The 23,704-nt window shown below is 58.2% G+C and carries 10 protein-coding genes and 1 pseudogene; 3 read left to right on the forward strand and 8 right to left on the reverse strand.

All coding sequences use genetic code 11. The features are described from left to right. Positions 1-3: 3 nt before the first annotated feature. Both AC07VU_RS30150 and AC07VU_RS30155 read right to left on the reverse strand, forming a co-directional pair. The gene (locus AC07VU_RS30150) at positions 4-1,665 is read right to left on the reverse strand and encodes a ShlB/FhaC/HecB family hemolysin secretion/activation protein (protein ID WP_274306701.1); all 1,662 of its coding nucleotides are present in this window, start codon (positions 1,663-1,665) and stop codon (positions 4-6) included. 74 nt (positions 1,666-1,739) lie between these two features. Next, entirely contained in the window at positions 1,740-2,351 is a 612-nt protein-coding gene (locus AC07VU_RS30155; protein ID WP_007928988.1) for a transposase, read from the reverse strand. A 276-nt stretch (positions 2,352-2,627) separates the two neighbouring features. Between AC07VU_RS30155 and AC07VU_RS30160 the strand changes: the two genes are divergently transcribed. Together AC07VU_RS30160 and AC07VU_RS30165 are read left to right on the forward strand one after the other, a co-directional pair. Beyond that, the gene (locus AC07VU_RS30160; RefSeq protein WP_186353017.1) at positions 2,628-3,230 is read left to right on the forward strand and encodes a GNAT family N-acetyltransferase; all 603 of its coding nucleotides are present in this window, start codon (positions 2,628-2,630) and stop codon (positions 3,228-3,230) included. Between the two features lie 463 nt (positions 3,231-3,693). Beyond that, complete coding sequence (locus tag AC07VU_RS30165; RefSeq protein ID WP_169897783.1) at positions 3,694-3,966, forward strand: hypothetical protein; 273 nt, start codon at positions 3,694-3,696, stop codon at positions 3,964-3,966. 106 nt (positions 3,967-4,072) lie between these two features. On the opposite strand, the gene AC07VU_RS30170 is transcribed toward AC07VU_RS30165, so the two are convergent. The 4 genes and pseudogenes from AC07VU_RS30170 to AC07VU_RS30185 form a co-directional block, all read right to left on the reverse strand. Further along, positions 4,073-4,441: a hypothetical protein gene (locus tag AC07VU_RS30170; RefSeq protein WP_169897784.1), complete on the reverse strand. Its 369-nt coding sequence runs from the start codon at positions 4,439-4,441 to the stop codon at positions 4,073-4,075. Positions 4,442-4,807: 366 nt separating this feature from the next. Then, positions 4,808-5,242, reverse strand: a complete 435-nt coding sequence (locus AC07VU_RS30175; protein WP_169897785.1) for a hypothetical protein — start codon at positions 5,240-5,242, stop codon at positions 4,808-4,810. 636 nt (positions 5,243-5,878) lie between these two features. Beyond that, positions 5,879-6,136, reverse strand: coding sequence for a DUF8617 domain-containing protein (locus tag AC07VU_RS30180; protein WP_256583187.1), 258 nt, complete (start codon positions 6,134-6,136; stop codon positions 5,879-5,881). Positions 6,137-6,149: 13 nt separating this feature from the next. Then, positions 6,150-9,884 (reverse strand): annotated as a pseudogene (locus AC07VU_RS30185) (DUF637 domain-containing protein); the annotation flags it as partial. Between the two features lie 336 nt (positions 9,885-10,220). On the opposite strand from AC07VU_RS30185, the gene AC07VU_RS30190 reads away from it, so the two are divergent. Next, on the forward strand, positions 10,221-10,481 hold the full coding sequence (locus tag AC07VU_RS30190; protein WP_169897786.1) for a hypothetical protein: 261 nt from the start codon (positions 10,221-10,223) through the stop codon (positions 10,479-10,481). A gap of 189 nt (positions 10,482-10,670) precedes the next feature. Here AC07VU_RS30190 and AC07VU_RS30195 read toward each other — a convergent pair whose 3' ends face one another. Both AC07VU_RS30195 and AC07VU_RS30200 read right to left on the reverse strand, forming a co-directional pair. Continuing rightward, positions 10,671-11,183 (reverse strand): hypothetical protein, encoded by a 513-nt coding sequence (locus tag AC07VU_RS30195; RefSeq protein WP_169897787.1) that lies wholly within the window; start codon positions 11,181-11,183, stop codon positions 10,671-10,673. Then, on the reverse strand, positions 11,180-23,704 hold a 12,525-nt coding region (locus AC07VU_RS30200), incomplete at its 5' end, for a polymorphic toxin type 43 domain-containing protein (protein ID WP_495031004.1). The genes AC07VU_RS30200 and AC07VU_RS30195, both read right to left, overlap by 4 nt.

Below are 23,704 nucleotides of genomic sequence, written 5' to 3' on the forward strand. Positions count from 1 at the left end.
AGATCAAAACGTCGCCTGCACACTGAAGTGCACGCGCGAGTCCTGTTTCTGGGTGTTCGGTCCATCAAGCAGCGGGTAACCCCAGTCCAGGCTGCCGGAAAGCCATTTGCTCAAGCTGGCGCGGGTGCCCAGGCCGACGCTGGCCAGGCTGTAGTCGGCCTCCTGGTCGGGAAGCTCGTCGCGCAGGTACATCCGTGCGCCTTCGGCGAAGGCGTAGAAGCGCCATTCGTTGACATAACCGCCCAGGTACTTGGCCAGGGACGGCGTGCGCAGCTCCTGGGAAAACAGGTAGCCGTCGTCACTGGTGCGCTCGGCCGCCAGATAGCCGCGCACCGAGGTGGCGCCGCCGGCGGAGAACTGCTCGTTGGACACCAGCGGCCCCGAGGCCAGCTGGAACGCCGCCTTGGACCCGGTCTGCCAGTCGTTGGCGAAGGTGTAGGTGTAATTCAGGTCGCCCTTGAGCACGGCGAAACTGGGGTTGGCGCGGTAGCGCTTGTAGTCGAAGTCTTCGTCCGAGCTGCCATAGCCGAACAGGCTGCGGGTGCCGGCCACCAGGCTCAGGCCGAGGCCCAGCTGGGAAGTCTCGGTGTAGCGGAAACCGTTGTAGGCGAAGGTGAACGGCGCGTACTTGAGCGGCACCTTGTCGCTGTCGCCGCCCAGGCTCAGCTCCTCCTCGAAGTCCTTGAAATCCACCCCGACCGAGAACGAATTGGCCCAGCTGCCGCTGGCCGGCAGGCTGTAGATCAGCGACAGGCCGTAGGAGTGCCCCTTGCCCAGCACGTTGCTGCCGCCGATGGTGGCGACGTTGCTGTCGGACTGGTAGCCGGCGAACTGCAGGCTCCAGCGCTCGTTCAGCGGCGCGGTGTAGGAACCGGACCAGACCTTGGCGTTGTCCTGGTCCTCGGGCGCGGTGAAATAGGTCAGGGAAATGCTGTGGCCCAGTTGCCAGAGGTTGTTGTAGCCCAGGCTGGTGACCGCCCGCAGGTGCTTGGTGTCGGCGCTGTAGTCGTTGTTCAGGCCGACGCTGGCCTGCCACGGGTTCTGGTCTTCCACCTGCAGGTCGACGTCCATGGTGCCGGGGCGCTGGCCTTCGCGAACCAGCGGCATGACCTGGCGCCCGGGGGTCTTGTTCAGGCTCGCCAGCTGGCCCTGGACCTTGGCGAAGTCCGGCACCTCGCCTTCCTGCAACGCCGGCACCTCGTCGCGGATTTCCACCGGCGAATAATGCTTGGCCCCCACCACCCGCACCCGCCCGACCTTGGTCTCGCTGACCTGCAGGTAGACGATGCCGTCCTCGACCTTCTGCTCCGGCAGCTCGACGAACACCGACTGGTAGCCGCGGGCCTGGTAGACCTTCTGCAAGGCGTCGCGGGCGCCCTCGATATCGCTCAGGGCTTTCTGCGGGCCGAGGAAGGGATACACCGCTTCTTCGATGGCCCGGGCATCGAGCACGGTGTTGCCGCGCACGAAGTACTCATTCACATCCACCAGCCGCGCGGGCGCGGCCGCGCCTTGCGATGCGCCGCCTTGCACCGGTTCGCCCTCCACCGGGCCGCCCTCCTCGGCCAACAACGGCTGGCTCAGCGCGACCAGCGCCAGCCAGCCGCATACCGGCAGCCAGCGCCTGGTCGGCCCCGGCCGCCCCCTATCGAACAGATGCTCCACACCGCCCCCTAGATTTCCAAGAATGTCCAACCGCGTCGAAACCGCCGTCGCCGTCTGTACGGCGTTTGGCCGCCTCAATTGCTCAAGGTCGATGTCGTGGCGTGCTTGGCCAGCCAGCTGTGCAGCAGCGCGAAGTTCAACGAGAACTCGGGCATTTGCAGCAAGGCGCCACAGAACACTTCACCGATGATTTTCTGGATCAGCAGCACCGCCCGCGCATCGTTCAACAGCGTGGCGATATCGCGGCTCAGCACGCCGAGGCTCCAGACCTTGTGGTTCAGGTCCAGGCCGACGAACCAGCGAAACAGCAGGTTGTAATTGAGCTGCTCGTACAGCTGCTGCTCGCCGGGCACCGAGTACAAGAGCTGCAACAGCAGGATGTGCATCACCGTGCGTGGGGCGATAAGCATGCCGGGCTCGGCATCCAGGCCCTGGAGAATGTCGCGGTGCTGGTCGAGCAAGGCGTCGATCTGCGGACGCAGCAACACCAGCGAATGGCCCGGCGGGATGTAGCTCGACACCTCCTTCAAGGCGCCCTGCCAGTCATCCTGGGAAACGATCCAGACCCACGGCGCCCCGTAGCGATAGACCGATACCGGCTTCTTGCGCGCGGCTTCGACGATCTTCGACAACCGCTGGTCCAGCTCCTGCATGCCCACTTTCGCGTAGCGTTCCATAGTCCCCATCACCTCACTCCCGGCGTCCCGCCTCGGCTCAGAACAGTGGCCAGAAGGCCCCCTCAAGCGCGTCACATATCCATGACGGGACTGGCGAAGTGCTACCGAACTTTTGTCACAAAAGCTTCATTCACCCCAGGAAGGTTCGGCCAGGACAGACCAGAGGGCGCCAGGGTGCTCGGCTCGGAAATATGGAGTGGAAAGGTGGGGAGCGGTGAACGCCACACGGCCGGCATGCGAGAATATCGATCCCTCAACCAGGCTATTGCCGACAAGGACACACCCATGACAGACCTCAGGCCCACGGAACCCGGGGCTGTCGACGCCATCGCCTACCAGCGGGCCTCCTCGGCCTTGCAGCGAGCATTTGCCTTGCTGCAGCAACGCGTCTATCCCGAGCCGGACGCGCCTGAAGACGCCGAAGACGCCCCGCTGCACGCTCCCGTGTTCGACACCTTCTCGTTCTACATCTGCGCACCCGACCGGGTGCTCAGCTACGCCGCTGTCGCCATGAAGACGATCGAGCATGCCGGCCACACATTCGACATCGCCGGGCTCAGCTGCGTCATGACCGATCCCGCTTGCCAGGGACAAGGCCTGGGCCTGAGAACCGTCGCCGCGGCCACGCGCTGCATGGAACACAGCAACCTCGATATCGGCGTCTTCACCTGCGACCCACCGCTGGCGCGCTTTTATGCCCGGGCAGGCGGCTGGCCCATTGCGCCCGATATAGTGCTGATCGGCAATCGGCACGAAATGGCGTTACACAGCGATACGCTGGGTAAAGTCGTTCTGTTGCGCCTGTTTTCACCCAAGGCAATCGCGGCAGCCTCTGTATTGACCCACGGGGTCATCGATCTCGACCTTCCGGATGGACAGTTTTTGTAGTGACAGGGCTGGGGTGATGGGCAGGCCGCTGCTGCGCAGCAGGCATCGAGCGCGATCCCCCGTAGCCGCTGCCGCAGGCTGCGATCGGCCGGAACGGCCGCGACGTCGTCATGCCTTGAGAAGGACTAGATCAAACAGAACTGCCTGCTGCGTTGATAACCAGAAAAGCCTTACAAGCGGCGGTGAACTCGCCTTATTCCCGCCCAGCACAGGCCGGTTTACCTTCGACTAGTCGCCCAAATGGCGACCGGGTTTGGCGACCTGACACCAGAACTGATGCAAAACCTCCTGCTTGCAGGTACTTTTGCATCCGCACGACCGCTTGATGACGGCTGTGCGTGGGAGATCTTCGGGTCTGCCGGCTTTACTTCTGGTGTCGGTTCGCCAACCTGCGTACAGCCGTCACCCTTTTCGTTTGGCGACGATGGGGTGACAGCTCAGATAATCAACCAGAGGTGAGTTTATGAACCGTTACGTGCCAATTACCGGCCACGACTGCAACATCCCTTCCTTGCTTATAGATACCCAAGCGCCTATCGATGTGCTGCACGATGCGGCGGCTTATCGAATACGTGCGGTGACCCGATTGCTGGAAAGCTTTTCGGTAGCGGATACCCCTCGGCATGAATCTGTTCTTCTTCAGGAACTGACGCTGGTTTGCAGCATCATGCTGCGCGATGGGTGTGATTTGATGGATGTGGCGGGACGGAAGTTGCAAGAAAAGATTTTGGTTTGAATCGTGATGGGCGGTGTTGGGCCGCCCATTTTTTACTTTTCAAAATCGATAACACCTAACAGCTCTACAGCGGGCTTCAGTAGTTCAGTAGTACCTTTTGCACCAACTACCCAAAGCGCTTAATCAAATACCCCCTGTATCTTTCCGACGAAGCATTAATCAAGGTGGCTACATTTACCCCGCCAGCAGAGTAAGCATCAACTAATGCCTCAACGAAGTAGTACTGCTCCCCTGGCAATTCGCTCAACATTTCACTGTTCGACTCGACAAAGCAAATCATTTCATCAAGCGATTGAAAGCGGGCAAGGTAGCGAGCAATTTCCTCGTATGCCGATATATACAAATTGCTTTCTACAACCCCCTGAGCACCATCAAACTCCTCAAGTATCTCAAGCAGTTGCTCCTCAGAAAAAAGCCGCAGAGAGAGCAACCGACTTACAAATCCAGTAAACACCTTATCGCTTGAGTGCATCATTCAAATCCCTCAATAACTCACGAGCATACTCAACGTCCCTCTGGGTGTTGCGAGGTTCTTCGCATAGACCATCTGTTTATCAGAGGCAAACAATGCCCCCAACCGTCAACACCCTGCGCAGGAACAGCAATCGCCCCTGGGTTACCCGTCAGCAGCCCCGGCATATCATAAGGAACATCACGTTTCAGGAAGTCGAGCAGCTCCTTACCAACAAGCGTATTTAAATCAACTGCACTTTTTGACTATTATCTACACAGGAGCGTTTTTTCGGATCTGCCGGCCCTACCTCTGGTGTCGGTTCGCCAACCTGCGTATAGCTGTCACTTACTCGCTTGGCGACTACTTACACTGGCAGAAGAAAAACAATTAATTTTTCAAAAAATCAAACCCCATATCTCCTTCTATCGAAAAGCATATAAACCAAGAATAATCCTCCGCTAAAAAATAATGATGCTGCGGAATCGTAACAAAGTAATCTAGAACCTTCACAAAAATATCTATATCTCCAAGAACAACAATATCGGTAGCCCCATCCCCTATATAAAAAACCTTTCCCTCCAACCCATACCTTAACTTTACCTCTTGAAAAAAAACTGAAAATGCTGACGCCTTCTTCCTGCGATCAACCTCGAGCCCCGCAGCTAAAAAACTCGCACTCCAATCTAGCTTTCGATTCTTAATAGGCAACCGTGAATTTATCCCATCCACATAACAGTCAATATTATCAACAATCGCCACCTCCCCAGACGCGATATACTGTTCCAACTCTGAAATCAATTCCCCATCAAAATACTGGCCCATCAGCCAACTACCTTTTAAACTGTTCAGTCAATTTTTACTTTCCCAGAAGTACCATAAAACGTGAGATGTGGTGCGTCTTCCTTTCGATCAAAGCATTAATTTGATAGCTGACGTCCCTCGTCCCGAACCTGTTCTCCTTCAGGAACTGACCTTGGCTTGCAGCATCATGCTGCGCGATGGTTGTGATTTGATGGATGTGGCGGGACGAAAGTTATAAGAATGGCTTTCAGTACAAGTAGTAATGCGCGATTTCAGGCCGCCAATTTTTTAGTTGGCTTAAAGTTAAAAGTCGTCATAGACCACTACTCATCCAGCAATACGGAAAAGCCCACCCTGAATATAAAGTCACAAGGACTGCAACTAAGGTGAGACTGGGCAATATAACTGAGAGCATTAGATCAAACAACAAAAGGGCGCCTGGTTACAATGAAAGAATAAAAAACATCCCAGCAACGCCAGGGATATTTATGACCCCCTCAAGGATATTTATAAACTCTCTAAAAACTGAGAGGTCAAGCTTTCTATTCTGAAGAATACAATACATTCACAATCTGCTTACCACATGCGAAATCCTACATCACCAACCACTTTCCACCAAGCCTAAACGTAGTTTGAGCAGTTCCTTTCTCGTGCCGACTACATCCCTTCTTTAATGTAGGAACGAAACACCCCATCTCCTTCATCCACATGGAGCCGACCGCACTTCGGGCAAGAATAAACTGTTTTCGCCCCCTCACCTATCGCATCATAAAACTCATCTTCGGACATGCTTCTAACAGAAAGCAAACTACCAATATCATCTATCTTTCTTTCTGAAATCAAGCTCATTTCAGACTCAGATGTTCCATTAGATAGATTAATTATATATCCACAAACACATGCAAATTTCGACATATTGATCATTTCCTTAAGGACGATCGTAGCGAGCGACAGAGCCGTCAGCTTTCTGAAAAAACAAAGTCTTTATGCTTTGAGCATTGGGTTTACCCCACATTCGAGCTGCAATTGAAGACATATCCTCACTTGATAGATCCGCCTGAACAAATACGCCACCCGCCTGATTTGATTTCTTCTCAATATTTTTAACTATATTTGAAGGAGACAAATTTTGCGGTGTGTACACGTCAATCGCCCCTAGTCCATCAACCTTTAAATCCGCAGTACGTTGTCCCTGAACACCTTTCGATGATGCTGTTGCCAGGTGAGTAACATCGTAACCGAGACTTGACAACCCTTGTCCTGCACGCACTTCATTTGCATCAGGTATTGCACCTACTTCTACTTTTATCTTCCCTGCACCTGCTACTTTCGCACCAGCAATATTTTTCTCTGCCTCAACCAACCCCGCTAGATTACCTCCCTCTTTCGGCTTCAGTCCATTACTGGTCTCAAAATAAAGCTTGCCATCCGCAGCTAAAACTTCTGTGTTGCCAGTCTTGGTATTGATAACCCGGCGATAGCCCTCTGGTAACCCCCCCGTCTCATTGAAAGCAGCCCCTACTGAAGCGCCTTCGCGATAACCTACCGGCAGTGCGGTTTTCTCCGCAGTGAGTGCTCCTTTAGTCGCAAGCGCATCACGCGACACCAACTCTTTCAAAAAGCCAGCAATGCTTCCCTTGCTTGCCCTACCTACCGGCAACACCGCGAGAAGCGCCTCTAGATCAATATCTGAGGTAACTCCACCAGTCGCGTAACGTCTCAGCGCGCCCCATTGGGCCTCCGTGAGTTCAGCATCGTTACTGATAGCCCCGATCTCTCGGAGCTTCTTGGTTGCAACTGACTCACCATACTGATCAATCCATTTATCAGGAACGACACCCGATCCATCCGGAGAGTTGTTGTAAGTGGTATTACTTGCAGAGTTGAACAGCAGAGGGTCCTTGTACTGCTTGGAGGTTGCACCAAATGCGTAAACCTTGTCGCCATTCGCAACGATAGGAGAACCATCCGCCCAAGTCAGAAGAACTTTTTCACTCTGTAGTTGCTTAACAACATCCCTGGCTCTATCAAGGTCCTCAGCCAGATGCACGCCCTCAGGGTTGTTCGGCCCATAACCGATCAAGATTGCCTGTAGCTGTTTATTAGACTGCGCATCAAGTTCGCCATCAGCGGCATAGGTGAGCAACATGCCCCAATCAAGGCCGGAACTACTTTTACCTAATGATGCTTCCAGCTTTTTAGCTTCTTCAGCAAGCCGTTTTTCCTCTAAAGCATGGAGTTTGCGGTTGTACGACTGCGCGTTACCAGCTATCTGAGACCCCAGTGCAACATCACCATTGACGCCAGCAGCCGCCAACAGACCGACGAGTTTGGAGGCCGCGTTTACAAGCCGATCATGCTCAGCTGGATTGTCACCTCTCAATAGCGGGCTCTTCTCAAGCGTGGTAATGAGTGCCTCATTAGCACCCGCAGCAATCGCCCCAGTCTTGAAATCCCCCCCCATTGCTTCTGAAAGCAATCCACCGATAGCAGCATGTAATGCAATTTTGCCGGGGCGACTGTCTTGAAGCTTAAACTCTGCGCCTAGATCACCTGCACCCGTAAAGGCTGTCGCTTGCAGGATGTCAAAAAAGGCCCCTGTCATCGCATCCTTGAATTTTCCCTGTCCAAGAGCCTCGGACAGTGTCCCTCGGACAGCGCCTCCCGCAAGCTGGACCGCTCCGAAACGTCCAATAGCGGCCGGGTCAGCCAGATGAGGGACTACGCTCGGGCCAGTGACCTTGTTTGTAACTGGGTCGGTTTGTGCTCCAAACCAGTTGCCACTGGCGTAATTGATAAAGCCTGCTGAAGCACCTGCGATCAATGCCTGACTCAGGCTGTCACTGCTGAATGTGTCCTTGAAAGCAGCGCCTACATTGCCTTTGTTGTTAATGACACTGACAGCACCTGTACTGGCCATTGACGTTAAAGCAGCCGAAGCGATGACGTTTCCTAAACCCGCACTCGTTGCCGCTGATGTTGCAGTTGCTGTCGTCGCTGCAGCCATGGTGCTCCCTGCTGCAGCATTCGTCGCGGCTCCTACCGCTGCACTAGCAGCCCCCGCCGTCAGCACCGTCACAATAATGATGACCGCCAGCATCGCCCCCTGGCCAAGGCCCGAGTGGCTGTACTTGAAGCTTTCGTGAACCTCCTGCACCTTGCGCCAGTCCACGTCACCGCGTTTTTCGGCCTCCTTGAGCCACGCCAGTTGTGGGTCTGCCTGCACCATGGCATCGATGGTCTGGCTCACCGATTTCTGGTCGATCTGCTTGATATCGATTTTCAGGCCATCGACCGCCTTCATCGCCAATTGTCCCTGGGCCACCAGCTCGCTCTGCCGCAAGGTTTCATCGGTGTTGCCTTTACCCTTGGCACTGGTCCACGACAGACTGTTGCTGCTCTTCTCGTGACTCTCCTGATGCAGATCCTTCACCCCTTCAAAGGTGATCTCCCCACCACTCTGCACCGTCAGGTCATTACCGCTTTCCAGCTTGGCAGCCTGATACTTCTGGTCCCCACCGCTAACCAGCGTCAGATCCCCACCGGTCTTGATTTCGCTGCCGATGTTTTTCACATCGGTGACTTCGTCGCGCTTGGTCTGCTTGCTGCCAAAACTGCCCTTTTTCTTCTTGTCGTACAGCGAGTAATCGCTGTCTTGTGCCGCCAGCAATTCGAGGTTATTGCCAGCCACCAGGTAGGCTTCGTCGCCGGCGGTGATGCGGCTGGAGATCAGCGCCATGTCGTTGCCGGCACTGAGCGAGACATCGCCGCCGGCGCTGAGGGTGGTGGCGACCTGGCTGACGTGGTCTTCCTGGCGGGTGACTTTCTTGGTCTTTTCGTAGGAGTGCTGCTCGTCGGCCGCCGAGGACAGTGTCAGGTTCTCGGTGGCCGCCATGGCGATGTTGCGCTTGGCCTCGATTTCGCTGGCGATGGCATTGATGTCGCGACCGGCCTTGACCGTCAGGTCACGGCCGGCGCTGACTTCGGCGCCGATCTGGGTGATATCGCTGCTGTAGTGTTTTTTACCCAGCACCAGGCTGTTGCTGAGCTCAGTGGACACCAGATTGGCGTCGCGCCCCGCGCTCAGGCTCATGTCCCGGCCGCTTTGCAGCACACCACCAGGGGTGCTGAGGTCACGACCGGCGGAAATGCTCATGTCGTTGGCGGCTTCGACACGCGCGGCGCTGTTGGCGTAATCCTTGTGCGAATAGCCCCGTGCCACGCTGTCCGCCGAGGTGACGCTGCGCTCGTTGAGCACATCGCCGCTAATCGTGGTCATCGTCACATCACGCCCGGCGATGATGCCGCCCGCCTTGTTGACGATGTCGTTGCCCGCCAGCAGGTCCAGGCGTTTGCCGGCCTCGATCAGGCCGCTGTTGACCAGGTTGTTGCCCGCCGTGGCCGACAGGTTGTTGGTGGCACGCAGGGTGCCGACGTTGTCGAGGTTCTGCCCGGCGATCAGTCTGACATCGTTACCGGCAATCAAGGCACCGGTCGGGCCGAGGCGGCCTTCGGCCTGGGCCAGGTACAACACCGGTACCAGCACTTTTTCCCCATTCACTTCGTGCTCTTCGGGCCAGACGATGTCATGGATCAGGGCTGTAACCTGCTCGGAAGTCAGATCAACGCAGAGCACTAAGTTGAGCTGCTGCTTGCAATAAAGCAGATGCGATCAACTCACAGATACATCTCGATCGACTAATCAGAAATACCCTACAGCCTGCAGTGCACTCCCCTTATTTCTGCCGACCACAGTACGGTCTACAGTCGTTCGGTCGCCCAGATGGCGACTAGGTTTGGCGACCTGGTGAATGGAGTGCAAAAGATTTCTGATTACAGAAGCTTTTGCACATGCAAAGCTGCTTTATGGCAGTTGTGCGCGGGAGGCCTTCGGGCCTGTCGGTTTTCCATTCCCGGCTCGCCAACCCGCGTACAGCTGCCACCTTTCGTTTGGCGACGTTTGAGTGATAGCTCTTTTCAACTGAATGGAGTTACACCTATGAATCGCTACATGCCCATTACCGGCCACAATTGCAACATCCCCTACCTGCTGATCGACACCCAAGCACCTGTCGATGTGCTTCACGATGCAGCGGCTTATCGCATTCGTGCGGTGACCCAACTGCTGGAAAATTTTGTGGAACCTGAAAATGCTGGAAGCCACCCTGTGGTTCTTCAGGAGTTGACGTTGGTCTGCACTATTCTGCTGCGCGATGGTTGTGACCTTCTAGATGTAACTGGACGAAAACTACAGGAATAGCTTTTAGCCTAAGTAATAGCGGGCGACCTTAAAGTCGCTCGCTTTACCTTTCGACACCTCTTATCAGCCATTTAAAATTCCAACATTCCGCTGACCACAAAGATAATTACCGAATTAGTTGACTGTCAGCACATCGACTTCAGGGATGTCATACTTTACCCAGAAGATCACGACACAAACAAGGCAAAACTATCTATACCTGGCAAGCTTCCTGGCCCGATGACGAACTTCCTGAGTAGCGCCTTCCCTGCTTAAAACTTCTAAAGAAACTTGTAGCTCGGGAGTCCTGACAAAGAGCCCAACCCATTGCAATCCCATACTTGACCAATATTCACTGTTACTTTTAAGAGCTGCAAGAATCACGCCTTCGAAGGGGAACAAATCTAAATATTCTCTAGACAGTCCAATATTTATAAAACCTTCAGCTATTAACGAGAAGGCAGCTTGAGGGCTTTTTTCTAGAATAGGAAGCAAGAAAACATAGGACCTTTCATCAGACAAGATTCGAATACAACCATCTTTAGCTATACCCCACACCCCTTCAGGGGTAATGCCTACCTTGGCTCGCCCTTCTGACAAATCCAAAATCGGCAGCCAATAGTAATCTTGCGCTTTTTCAGAATCGCACTGAGGACTTTTATTCCATGGAATAACGAGCGCCTCCAGATCCTTAGCAAACGTCATTTTTAGGTTTTCTTTCATCTCGATATTCCTGGAGTATGGACAACTTCCACGCCATGACTACTCATGAATTTTTTAAACTGCTCACGAAGTTCAGGATTCCAGTTCATTCCATAATGCCCACTCCACTCATATGTGCGGAGAGCACCATTTTCCCGCCAAATTCCACCACCAAGAATGCTATCAGATGATGGAATTTTTCCTGCATCCAAAATCCCATCATGCCCAAATCGATTTTTACCCATTATAAATCTTTGACTTTGTGGATCAAAGATAAAGTCGATCGGTTTAGAGTTGCTTAGATTTTTTACCGCATTTGAAGATGAGTACCCATCACTCACTTCTAGAAATCCCTTCGCGGGCCCACTTCCACCTGAGTTTGCTCCCCCAATAACTGGAATCTTACTCAACCCGGGAAGGCTAGAGCCAGAAGGACTGCCTCCCCCATGAGGCCCCTGCATAATCTCAATGGGCTCCACCTTACCAAGCTCATCCTGTTCTTGCTGGGGGATAGGCTCCCCCATCATTTTCCTCAGTTCATAATCAGTTTCTTCTTGCTGATTTCGATGCAGCTCGCTGTTGTACTTCTCTCCTGCGCCACCAATCAAGCTACCTGTATCAGGATTACCGCCTACCATTGCAGCGGACAGCAATCCAATAATCTGAGCCGTCGTTATCTTCGCTTGACTGCCCTGCACACTCAGATCGTTTGCCTTGAAGTAGTCGCTCACATGCTGTGCCAAAACCTCATTGGCCAGCGGTGTGAGCCCCTCGGCAATTCCTCCGGCAAGAGCTCCACTGGTAAACCCCTCTCCTTTAGCTGTGGATATCAAGCCCCCCAAAGCCGCATGGAAAAACATCGCCTTTGCGGTTCCTGGGCCAACCTTAAGCTTATCGGCAAGATCCCCTATCCCTTTGTTCCCGGCGGCAGCCGCGAGATCAAACCCCTCCCCGACGACTGCACCGCCAAGGTTCTTGCCAAAACTTCCACCGTTGATGGCTGTGGAAACGCCGCTGTTGATGAGGGCATGGGTTCCACTTCTAAGCACTGTTTGCTCAGCATTGCTCCAGCTGAGCATGTCTTTTGAGTACCCAGGATTCTGGACTGGACCAGCTCCTATAACCTTCGAGCCGCCATTAGTTGCACCACTGGGAGCCTGGAACCAATTGCTGTCGACATAACTGATCGCGCCAGCAGTTAAACCTCCAATAGCAGCGTTCTTAAGGCTATTGGATCTGAAGGTGTCCTTGAGGGCTTCCCCAAAATTGCCTTTGTTATTAATCACACTCACTGCACCAGTGCCTGCCATTGAGGTAAGCGCTGTTGAGGCCATCACATTCCCCCAACCAGCAGCCACAGCCTCAGCCCCTGCGGCAACCGCCTCAGCAGTGGTCGCCGCTGCCATCGCAGATCCAGAGCCCGCCGTCGCACTGGCAGCAGTCCCCACCGCCGCGCTAGCAGTACCGGCCGTCAATACCGTCACGATGATGATGATCGCCAACATCGCACCCTGGCCAAGGCCGGAGTGGCTGTATTTGAACGACTCGTGAGTTTCCTTCACCAGGCGCCAATCCACATCACCACGCTTCTCGGCGTCTTTGAGCCAAGCCAGTTGCGGGTCGGCCTTGACCATCGCATCGATGGTCTGGCTCACCGATTTCTGGTCGATCTGCTTGATATCGATTTTCAGACCATCAACGGCTTTGATCACCAGATCGCCTTGCGCTACCAGTTGGCTCTGGCGCAAGGTTTCATCGGTGTTGCCTTTACCCTTGGCACTGTTCCACGACAGGCTGCTACTGCTCTTCTCGTGACTCTCCTGATGCAGATCCTTCACCCCCTCAAAGGTGATCGCCCCACCGCTCTGCACCGTCAGGTCATTGCCGCTTTCCAGCTTGGCGGCCTGATACTTCTGGTCGCCGCCGCTGACCAGGGTCAGGTCGCCGCCGGTGGTGATTTCGCTGCCGATGTTTTTCACATCGGTGACTTCGTCGCGCTTGGTTTGCTTACTGCCAAAACTGCCCTTTTTCTTTTTGTCGTACAGCGAATAGTCACTGTCTTGCGCCGCCAGCAGTTCAAGCTTGTCACCGGCCACCAGGTAGGCTTCGTCGCCCGCGGTGATGCGGCTGGAGATCAGCGCCATGTCCTTGCCGGCACTGAGCGAGACATCGCCGCCGGCGTTGAGGGTGGTGGCGACCTGGCTGACGTGGTCTTCCTGGCGGGTGACTTTTTTGGTTTTTTCGTAGGAGTGCTGCTCGTCGGCCGCCGAGGACAGGGTCAGGTTCTCGGTGGCCGCCATGGCGATGTTGCGCTTGGCCTCGATTTCGCTGGCGATGGCGTTGATGTCGCGACCGGCCTTGACCGTCAGGTCGCGGCCGGCACTGACCTCGGCGCCGATCTGGGTGATATCGCTGCTGTAGTGTTTTTTACCCAGCACCAGGCTGTTGCTGAGTTCAGTGGACACCAGATTGGCGTCGCGCCCCGCGCTCAGGCTCATGTCCCGGCCGCTTTGCAGCACACCACCAGGGGTGCTGAGGTCACGACCGGCGGAAATGCTCATGTCGTTGGCGGCTTCGACACGCGCGGCGCTGTTGGCGTAATCCTTGTGCGAATAGCCCCGTGCCACGCTGTCCGCCGAGGTGACGCTGCGCTCGTTGAGCACATCGCCGCCGATCGCGGTCATGGTCACGTCGCGGCCAGCGATGATGCCGCCCGCCTTGTTGACGATATCGTTGCCCGCCAACAGGTCCAGGCGCTTGCCGGCCTCGATCAGGCCACTGTTGACCAGGTTGTTGCCCGCCGTGGCCGACAGATTGTTGGTGGCGCGCAGGGTGCCGACGTTGTCGAGGTTCTGCCCGGCGATCAGGCTGACATCGTTACCGGCAATCAAGGCACCGGTCGGGCCGAGGCGGCCTTCGGCCTGGGCCAGGTACAACACCGGCACCAGCACTTTTTCCCCATTCACTTCGTGCTCTTCGAGCCACACGATGTCGTGGGTCAGCGCCGCGACCTGCTGTGAGGTCAGCGTCACACCCACCGACAGGCCGAGCTGCTGCTTGCTGGTGAGGGCGTTGTCCATCAGGTATTTGAAGAGTTTTTCGTCCGAGGTCTGGCCGTCGATAAAACGCTGGCCAGTGCGGGCGACGACCGCCTGCTGGATCAGCTTCTGCTCATAGAAACCATCGCCCAGGCGCTTCTGGCTCTCGTCGGGGTTATAGCCCAGGTTGGCGAGCAGATAGTCCGAGCTCATGAACTGTTTCAGGTCAGTGAGCACCGGATTGGTTTCAATCAGGTACTTCTGCGGATTGGGCTTGAAACTGGTATCCGGCAGGCCCTGCACCCGGGCCAGGGTTTGGCTGGCCACAGGTGTCGCGACCATTGCACCGGGGGTTTGGCTGTTCCCAGGCGTGGTCACGCCGGTCGAGGGGGCGAGCGGCAGCGTTGGCACGCTCAGGTCCGGCCCCGTGGCAACTGCGCTATGGCTGGCGCCTTCGACCTGCACGGCTCCCACCTGGGTGATCGCACCAGCATGGCCTTCATAGCCTGGCAACAGCAGGTTGCCGCCATTGTCGGCCGGGGCACTGACATCGAGCGCACTGGCACCCACGTTGCTGTCGGTGACCTGGCGAGTAACCCGGGTCAGTTGTCGATCGCTGGAGGCCACTGGGGCAACATCGGCAATCTGGAAGCTACGCGCCTGAATATCCGGCAGGTTCTGTTGACGCTGGGCGGTGCTGACCGAGGCGCTGCCCATGCTCCAGTCTTGCGGCCCGCTATTGGCCTGGGTCGCCTGCTGCACCGCTGCGCCCTGCCCACTCAAGCGGAACAGGCCATTGGGCCCTGTCGGCAATGCGAAGCCGGGCAGGCTCAACGGGTTGACTTGTTGCTGGGCCAAGTCGGGCGGCAGTTGGCTATTGATCCGGACAACGGTGGTACCGCTGGCGTTTACGCGGGTATCGGCGACTTTGTTGGTACCACCGCCGACGCTGTAGTCCTGATGGATGACGCTGTTCTGCAGGTCCTTGGCGGCGGTGATCGAAACATTGCCGCCTGCCTGAATGACCGCATTACGGTTGCCTGCGGTGCTAACGGCACCGCTACTGTCCTTGGCGACTTCAACGTCGCTGAGCAGTTTGTATTGAGAGAACTGGCTCGGCAGTTCAAGCAGGTTGTTCGGGTCGTACAGGGATGGAGTCGAGTTCTCGAAGCCGTAACTAAGGCCAGTCATTACAGTGTTATAGGCATTGCGTATATTGACGCTCGCTCCTGTTTCACTGTCTTTGAGGAACACCGTTGTATACGATCCACCATCATGCCCTGGCTCTCTGCCATGACCCGACTTGGGAATGGCCTTGTGGATGCCGCCATCCAGATCTAGATAGTACTCATAAGGAAAATCAGGGTTGTTGCGCTGGTTGTAGGGCATCAGGACATTGGAGAAAAGTCTCCCGGTGCTGCCATCACTCATACCGGCGACCTGATACATACGCGTGCGTTCAATGGTCCCATTCTGCGCGCCAATGTTCTGCAGACTGTCAGCCGTGATATTGATATTGCCGCCGGCGCTCACCGTGCTTTTGCTATTGAGAAAGCTGCCGCCCTGGAGCACCAGATCCTGGCCGGCGGTCAGCACCGCCGAGGCACTGGTGTCGTTGTCGACACTTTCGAAGACCTCGCGGGCAGCCAGCGTGAAGGTGTAATAGTCCCCCCGGCAGTCATTACATAAATTAGCGATAAACCCCGACAGCAGCTTGCGGCTGCCCGACGCCACTGCACCATCGGTCCGGTTCTGGAACACATCGGCGTTCAACGCGAAGGTCCCGCCGCTCTCCATCGAACCGGAGACGTTGTAGACCCCTGCGGCCCGGGCAGCGCCGCCATAGCCGCCGATCGCCACATTGCCGAGCCCGTACAGGTCGCCGTTCTGGTTGGTCAGGTTGGCGACGCTCAAGGTCATGTCGCCGCCACTGAAGATCAAACCTTTCTGGTTCAGCAGGCTGGACGTCCCCAACTGCAGGTTGGCGCTGCTGCCCAGGGTCCCGAAGTTGTTGATCGACCCGGCATTGACGTTCATCCCGGAAGCAGAAGTCATGCGCCCATAGTTGTTGAGCTGCCCGCCGATATTGATCGTGGCATTGCCGCCGCTGGCGACGCTGCCGGCACTGCCCAGGCTCACGGCAGCGGCCGTCAGCCCCAGGTCGCCCAGGCTGGTATAACGCCCGTTGCCGCCATAACTGCCGCCCAGGTTCAGGCTGGCCGTACCGTCGCTGGCAATCAGGCCATCGTTGTTCCAGTTGCCGCCGTTGCCCACCAGGCTGGTGGAGGCCAGCAATTGCCCACTGCCGGTCTGGGTCAGGTTGTTGACGTTGATGGTCAGGCGCCCGGCCTGGATCACGCTGCTGTTGGTCCAGCTGTCGGCAGCGAGCGTCAGCCCGCCTCGGGTGACGAGACTGCCACCGGCATTGGTGACGTTGGCCGTGGCGATATCGAAGGTGCCGTTGCCCACATGCAACAAGCTGCCGCCCTGGTTCTGGAAGCTTGCGGCATTCAGGGTCAGGTCACTGTTGGCGCTTTCCAGTTTGCCGTTGCGGTTGTCGAACAGGCCGCCGATCTGGAAGTCGGTCTTGCCACCGGCCCCCAGGGCCCGAAGCTGGCCGGTCTGGTTATCGAGGCTGGCGGCACGCACGCTGAGGGTGCTGTCGCTCTCGATGATGCCCATGCGGTTGTTCAAGTGACCGTTGAGGCTGAGGTCGACCTGGTGACCGGCGATCTGGCCATCGTTGTCGCCGCTGTTGTCGAAGTTATTACCGCTGACCTTGACCAGGCCTTTGGCATACAGGCCGCCGTTACGGTTGTCGAAGTTGGCGGTGGTGATCAGTGCATCGCCACCCTGGGCCGAAATGCGCCCACCGTAGTTATCGATGCCGCCCAATACGCTGAGGTTCAGGCGCTGAGCCTGAGTAATGCCGCCCTGACGGTTGTTGGTCAGGTCGTAGCCATTTTTCAACACGCCGACGACACGCGCTTCCAGCGCGCCCTTGAGGCTGGCGAGAGTACCGCCGCGGTTATCGAGATTGGTGGCGCTGACCTTGAGATCGCCGTTCTGGGCCAGGAGCCGGCCGCTCTGGTTGTCGATATCGCCGGTCACGGCCAGGTTCAACGCGCCCTGGCTTTGCACGGTGCCCTTGGCGTTGCCCAGGCTGGCGGCAGTGAGTTGCAGGTTGCCGTTCTGGCTGTAGATCAGGCCGTCGCCGCTGTTCTGGACAGCACCGGAGCTATTGATGACCAGGCTGTCATTGCTCGCGACAGTGCCGCGATTGCGGTTATCCAGGCCACCGCTGAGCACGCTCAGCAACCCCTGGCTGACCAATTGGCCGCCCTGGTTGTTGATCTGGCTGCTACGGCTGATCACCAGCGGACCGCCACTGGCCAGTTTGCCGTTGGTGTTCGTCAGGTTGCCCAGCAGGTCGAGGTTCACCGCGCCATTGCTGGCCAGGCTGCCGCCGGAGTTATCCAGGGTCGTGCCGGTAAAGCCCAGCGACTGCTGGGCATTGATGTTGCCGCCGTTGTTCAAGGCCATGGCTTGCAACGTCAGGGCCGCGCCGCTGTCGATCGAACCACCCAGCGCATTGTTCAACAGCCCGCCAACGGTCAGTAACTGGGCCCCGCCGCTGGACAGAATGCCTGCGCTGTTATCCAGGCTGGCCGCCTTGACGGTCAGGGTCTTCTGGCTGACCAGCGCGCCGGCGTTGCTGTTGAGCAAGGCACCGCTGACGCTCACATCCAGGTCGCCACTGCGGCTGGACAGCGTGCCGTTGTTGCGGTTGTCGAGGCTGCCGCCATTGACTGCCAGCCCCTGCCAGCCAGAGATCAGGCCGCCCTGGTTGAGCAAGGTGTCGCCTGTCAGCCCGAGTTGGTTCTGGCTGATCACCTTGCCACCGCTGCTGTTCAGCGTACGACCGATAAGGTTGAAACTCTGGCTGCTGGAAATCTCTCCATTCTGGTTATTCAGGTCGCGCAAGCGGTTGATGCTCAGCGGGCCTTTGGCGATCAGCAAGCCATTGCGGTTGTCGAGGTCACTGCCCGACAACTCGAGACGCACACCGCTGTCGCCCAGCAGGCGACCGCTATTCTGGGTCAATGCCCCCAGGGTCAAGGCCATGTCGCCTTTGGCCGACACTTCCCCGCCGTCATTGGAGTTCAGGCTGTGGGCGGTCAGGCTCAAACCGCCCTGGCTGTTAATCAAGCCGTTGGCGCTGTTGTTCAGTGCCATTGCATTGAGGGTCACGGCGCTGCCACCGAGCAGGGTTCCCCCCTGGTTATTCAGGTCAGCGCTGCCGAGTGTCAGGTTCTGCTTCGCGTTGATCAGGCCTTTGTCTCGGTTGCTCAACAGACCGGTAATATTCAGGTTCAAATCGCCACGGCTGTTAACGGTTCCCTCGGCGTTGTCCAGGCTGGCGGCGCGTACATCGAGGGCCGCCGCGGCAATCTGGCCTTTGAGGTTGCTCAAGGCCTGATTGACCCGCAGGGTCACGGCCTGGTTGCCGAGGAGCTTGCCGTTGCTGTTGTCGAGGCTGTCGGCGACAAGCGCGAAGGCCTGGGCACTGGAGATTTCACCGCCCTGGTTGTCAACGTCCTTGAGGTTGTCGAGCACCAGCGACGGCGCATTGATCAGGCCGTTGCGGTTATTCAGTTGCCCCTGGTGCAGGTCGAGGGTGAGGCTCGTTTCGCTGAAGAGCTTGCCGCCCATCTGGTCGAGGCCGGTAACGCTGGCCGTGAGGGCCTTGACGCTGCCGATGCTGCCGCCGTCCCGATTGGTGACCTGGCCAGCGCTGAGGGTCAGGCTGTCGCCACTGTTCAGGCTACCCTTCTGGCTGTTGTCGAAGGCGCCAGTGGTCACGCCGACCACTCCCTTGCCGCTGATCACGCCTTGCTGGCGGTTGTCGAGGCTGGCGCTGTGCAGGTCGACGCTGCCGTCGCTGACCAGTTTCCCGCCCTGGTTGCCGAGCGTAGCGCTGACCTTGACCTTCAAGGCGCCTGCGCTCGACAGGCTGCCGCCGGCGTTGCTCAGGTTGGCGCCGGTGACATCGAGTGTGCCTTCGCTGCTGATCTGGCCCTGATCGTTCGTCAGGTCGCTGCCCAGGCCCAGCCGCAGGTCCTGCCCGCTGAGCAAGTGACCTGCGGTGTTGTCCAGGGTCTGGCCATCCAGGGTCAAACCGGCCTTGCCGTCGATCAAGCCCTGATTGCGGTTGAGCACCTGGCCGAGGGTCATGCTCAAGCCCATGGCCGCGATGATCTGACCGCCGTCACTGTTATCCAGGCGGTTGCCGGTCAGGCTGATGCCGGCACTGCCGGAGAGTTCGCCGCCCCGGTTGTCGATCTCGCCGACCTCGAGTTTCAGCGCTTTTGTAGCCGCCACCAGACCATCCTGGCGGTTGTCGAGCGCGCTGGCGGTCAGATTCAGGGCACCGCTGGCGATAAATTCACCGTTCTGGTTGTCGAGGGTGCCGAGGGTGGCCGACACATCGGCCTTGCCGGCCACCGAACCATCGCTGTTGTCGAGACGGTTGGCCGCCAACAGCACTGCCCCGTCGCCGATCAGCGTGCCATTGCGGTTGTTGAAGGTCTGGGCCACGCCCAGATCGACAGCGCCACGGCTGCTGATCATGCCGCGGCTGTTGTCCAGGGAGGTGCTGCGGCTATCGAGGGACGCAGCGGAAACCAGCCCGTCGAGGTTGTTCAGGCGCTGGGCGATACGCAGGGTCAGGCCCTGGTCGCTCAGCAGCTTGCCACCGCTGTTGTCGACATTTTGCGCAGCGACGGTGAAGGCCTGGGCGCTGGAAATTTCGCCTTTCTGGTTGGCGACATCCTTGAGGTTCTTGAGTACCAGCACAGGCCCGTTGATCAGACCGTTGCGGTTGTCGAGCTGGCCGTTGTTCAGGTCCAGCTCCAGACGGGTCTTGCTGAAGAACTCGCCGCCTTGCTGATCCAGGCCCGTGACGCTGGCGGTCAGATCCTTTTCACTGGCAATGCGGCCGGTGGCGCCGTTGCTGACCTGGGTGGCGGTCAGCTCCAGCGTACCGTCACTGGTGAGGTGGCCGCCCTGGCTGTTGTCCAAGACACCGGTGGTGACACCGGTTGCGCCCTTGCCATTGATCACGCCGTTGTGGCTGTTATCGAGGCTGGCGCTGGACAGGATCAACCCTTGGTCGGTGATGATCGAGCCACCCTGGTTGAGCACTGCCCCCAGGCTGGCAAGCGACAGGGCGCGGGCGCCGCTGAGCTTGCCCGCGGTGTTGTCCAGCGTGGCGACATTGAGGGTCAGGGCCTCTTCGCTGCTGAGCAATCCGGTGTTGTTGAGCAGGGCCCCGTCCAGGCGGATATCCAGGCCCTTGAGACCAGAGAAACTACCGCCGGCGTTATCGAGTGTGGTGCCGGTCAGGTGAGCCGCGCCCTGGGCAAACAGCTTGCCCTTGGTCTGGTTGATCAGTTGCGCCACGGTCAGCTGCAGGTCGCTAGCGGACAGCAGCTTGCCAGCGTCGCTGTTGTCCAGATGCTGGCCCGTGTGGCTCAGGCTGCTTTCGGTACTGGAGATCTCCCCCGCCCGGTTGTCCACCTGGTCGACATTGAGGGTCAATGCGTGGGTGCTGCCCACCAGGCCGCCGCGATTGTCGAGGGTCTTGCCAGTCAGCAGCAAACTGCCTTTGGCGACCAACTCCCCCCCCTGCTGGTTCAGGGTCTCGAGGGTTGCGACCAGATCGCCCTGACTGGCGATCCGGCCTTTGCTGTTGGTGACTTCCAGGGCCTTGAGCGTCAACGGACCGACCGCACTGAGCAGGCCGCCGCTGTTGTCCAGTCGCGAGCCTTCATAGTCCATCGCCGCCTTGCCGGTCACCACGCCCTTATCGCGGTTATCCAACTGTCCGACCAGTAGCTTCAGGTCCTTATCGGCCTGGATCAGCCCTCCCCGGTTATCCGCCAGGTCGCTGCGCAAGGTCAGCCGATCCTTGCCGGACAGGCTACCGCCACGGTTATCCAGACGGCCGGTGGTCAGCTCGATGCCGCCGCCGGCCCTGAGTTTCCCCAACTCCCGATTGTCGAAGGCTCCAGCAACTGTTGCCGTCAGGCTGCCATCGACGGCCAGCAGCGTTCCCGCCGCGCGGTTGTCGAGGCTGCTGGCGGCCAGGTTCAACGCCTTGCCGGAGCCGACCTTGCCGCCTTGGTTGTTCAATGCCCCGCTCAACTCGACACCAAGACCAAGGTCGGCCGTCAGCTGGCCTTGGGTATTGTCCAGACTCATCGCCTTGAAGGTCGATAACCCGGCACTGGAAACGGAGCCATTAACGTTGATCACCGCACCTTCGACGTGCAAGGCCAGGCCCGAGTCGCTGCCCATCTTGCCGGCCGTGTTGTCGATGCTAGCGGCCCGGACATCCAGGCCATCGGCCGACACCAGTCCCCTGACGTTGTTCAAGGCTTGGTCGATGCGCAGGACCAATGCGTTCTGACTGATCACCTTGCCGTCGGTGTTGTCCAGCGTTTGCGCGGCCAGGGTGAAGCCCTGGTCGCTGGAAATCTCGCCCTTCTGGTTCGCGACACCCTTGAGGTTCTTCAGCAATAACTGGCCTGGGGCGTTGATCAAGCCGCCCTGGTTATTCAGTTGGCCGTTGTTCAGGTCGAGGCTCAGCCCCGTGCTGCTGAACAGTTTGCCGCCTTGTTGATCGAGGCCGCTGACGCTGGCCGTCAGGGCCTTGGTGCTGGAGATGCTGCCTTGGGCGCCGTTGTCGAGCTGGCCGCCGCTGAGGTCGAGCGTATCGCCGCTGACCAGAGTGCCGCCCAGGTTGCTGACGGTTCCCGGGCTGGTGAGCTTCAAATCCTTGACGCTGGAGAGGTTGCCGCCGTCGTTGTTCAGGCTGCCGACCTTGAGCAGAACGGCGCCATCACCCTTGAGCGTGCCTCGGGCGTTGAGCAATTGCTCGCTCGCTGCAAGGTCCAGATTGCCTTTGGCGTAGAGATTGCCACCCTGGCCGTTGTTCAACCGCGCAGCCTTGACCTGCACAGCCGCCTGCCCGGACAACTGGCCATCGAGTTGGTTGTCGAGTTGTTCGAGGTTCAGGTTGATGTCGCCATTGGCGAGCAGTTTGCCGCCATTGCTGTTATTCAGCGTGGTCCCCGTCAGTTTCAGATAGCCCTGGCTGGAGACGCTGCCGCCCTGATTGTCGAGACTGCCACCCCCCAGGTTCATTCCCTGGACGGCGCCCAGCGAACCGCCCTGACGGTTATCCACTCGGTTGGCATTGAGCGTCAGGACGCCACCGGCGCTGACACTGCCGCTGCGGTTATCCAGTACTCCCGCCGTGTTCAGGTCGAGGCCGCCCTTGCTGACGACTCGTCCCTTGAGCTGGTTGTCGAGACTGGCACTGTCGAGGGCCAGCCAATCGTTCGCTGACAACAGGCCGGCCTGGTTCATCAAGTGCCCGGCAATTTTCGCCCTCAGGCTCGCACTGCTCAGCAACGTGCCTTGGCTGTTATCGAGGCTGGCGCTGTTGACCAGCGCAGCGCCGGTGCTCTGGACCCGGCCGCCCTGGTTATTGAAGGCACCGCTGGCATTGATATTCAGAGCGCTACCGGCCGCTATCAGACCGGCGACGTTATCCAGGGAGGCAACATTCAAGCTCACCCCGGCCAGGCTGGAAATCTCAGCGCCAGCGTTACCCAGCGCCGCCACATTGGCGACCAGTTCACCATTGCTGCTCACCAGCCCGCCCTGGCTATTGAGCAACTGGTTGGCATTCAGATTCAGGCTACCGCTGCTCAGCACCCGCCCCTTGTTCTGGTTATCCAGGGTCGCGGCACTGACGTTGGCGCTCTGCCCCGCACTCAAGGTCCCGCCCTGGTTGTTCAGCGCCTGTGCCGCGTTCACCCTCAGGTTACGGCTGGCAATCACGCTCTTGCCGCTGTTGTCGAGGTGCTGCGCGCTCAGGCTGACATCGCCATTGGCATTGCGGCTGTTGTCGGCATTGACTCCGGCTTCGATGATGCTGCTGTTGGTCAGGCGGCCGCCGGCGCTCAGGCTGATGCTGTCGCGCGCGGTCAGGTTTTGTCGGTTGTTCAAGTCGCCCTGGGTCTGCACAGTGAGTGCGCTGCCGGCATGGACCGATCCTTGGGCATCCAGACTCGCCGCCGTGACCTTGACCGCGCCATTGGCCGCCGAGGCGTCGACCATGCGCAGATGGCCATTGGCATCGAGCTGGATATCGCCGCCGCTGGCGATCAGTTTGCCGTCGAGTTTTACCCCGACCCCGGCCTCGGTGCCCACCAGCCTGATCGCCCCGGCGTACATGCCGCCCAGGGCCGAGGAGTCGATCGCCAGTTCCGGCTTGATGCTGCCGTCGTCGGCGCGCGCCGTGGCGTTCAGGGTGCGGGCGTCGACGTCGTTGCGCCCGGTGACGATGGTCAGGTTGTTCGCCTGGATCTCGGCGTTGATCCTGGCGCTGCGGGTGATGATCTCGAAGCGGTCGACGTTGCTGGCGTTGAGCGT

The organism is Pseudomonas sp. GW821-FHT02B10 (assembly GCF_059421865.1).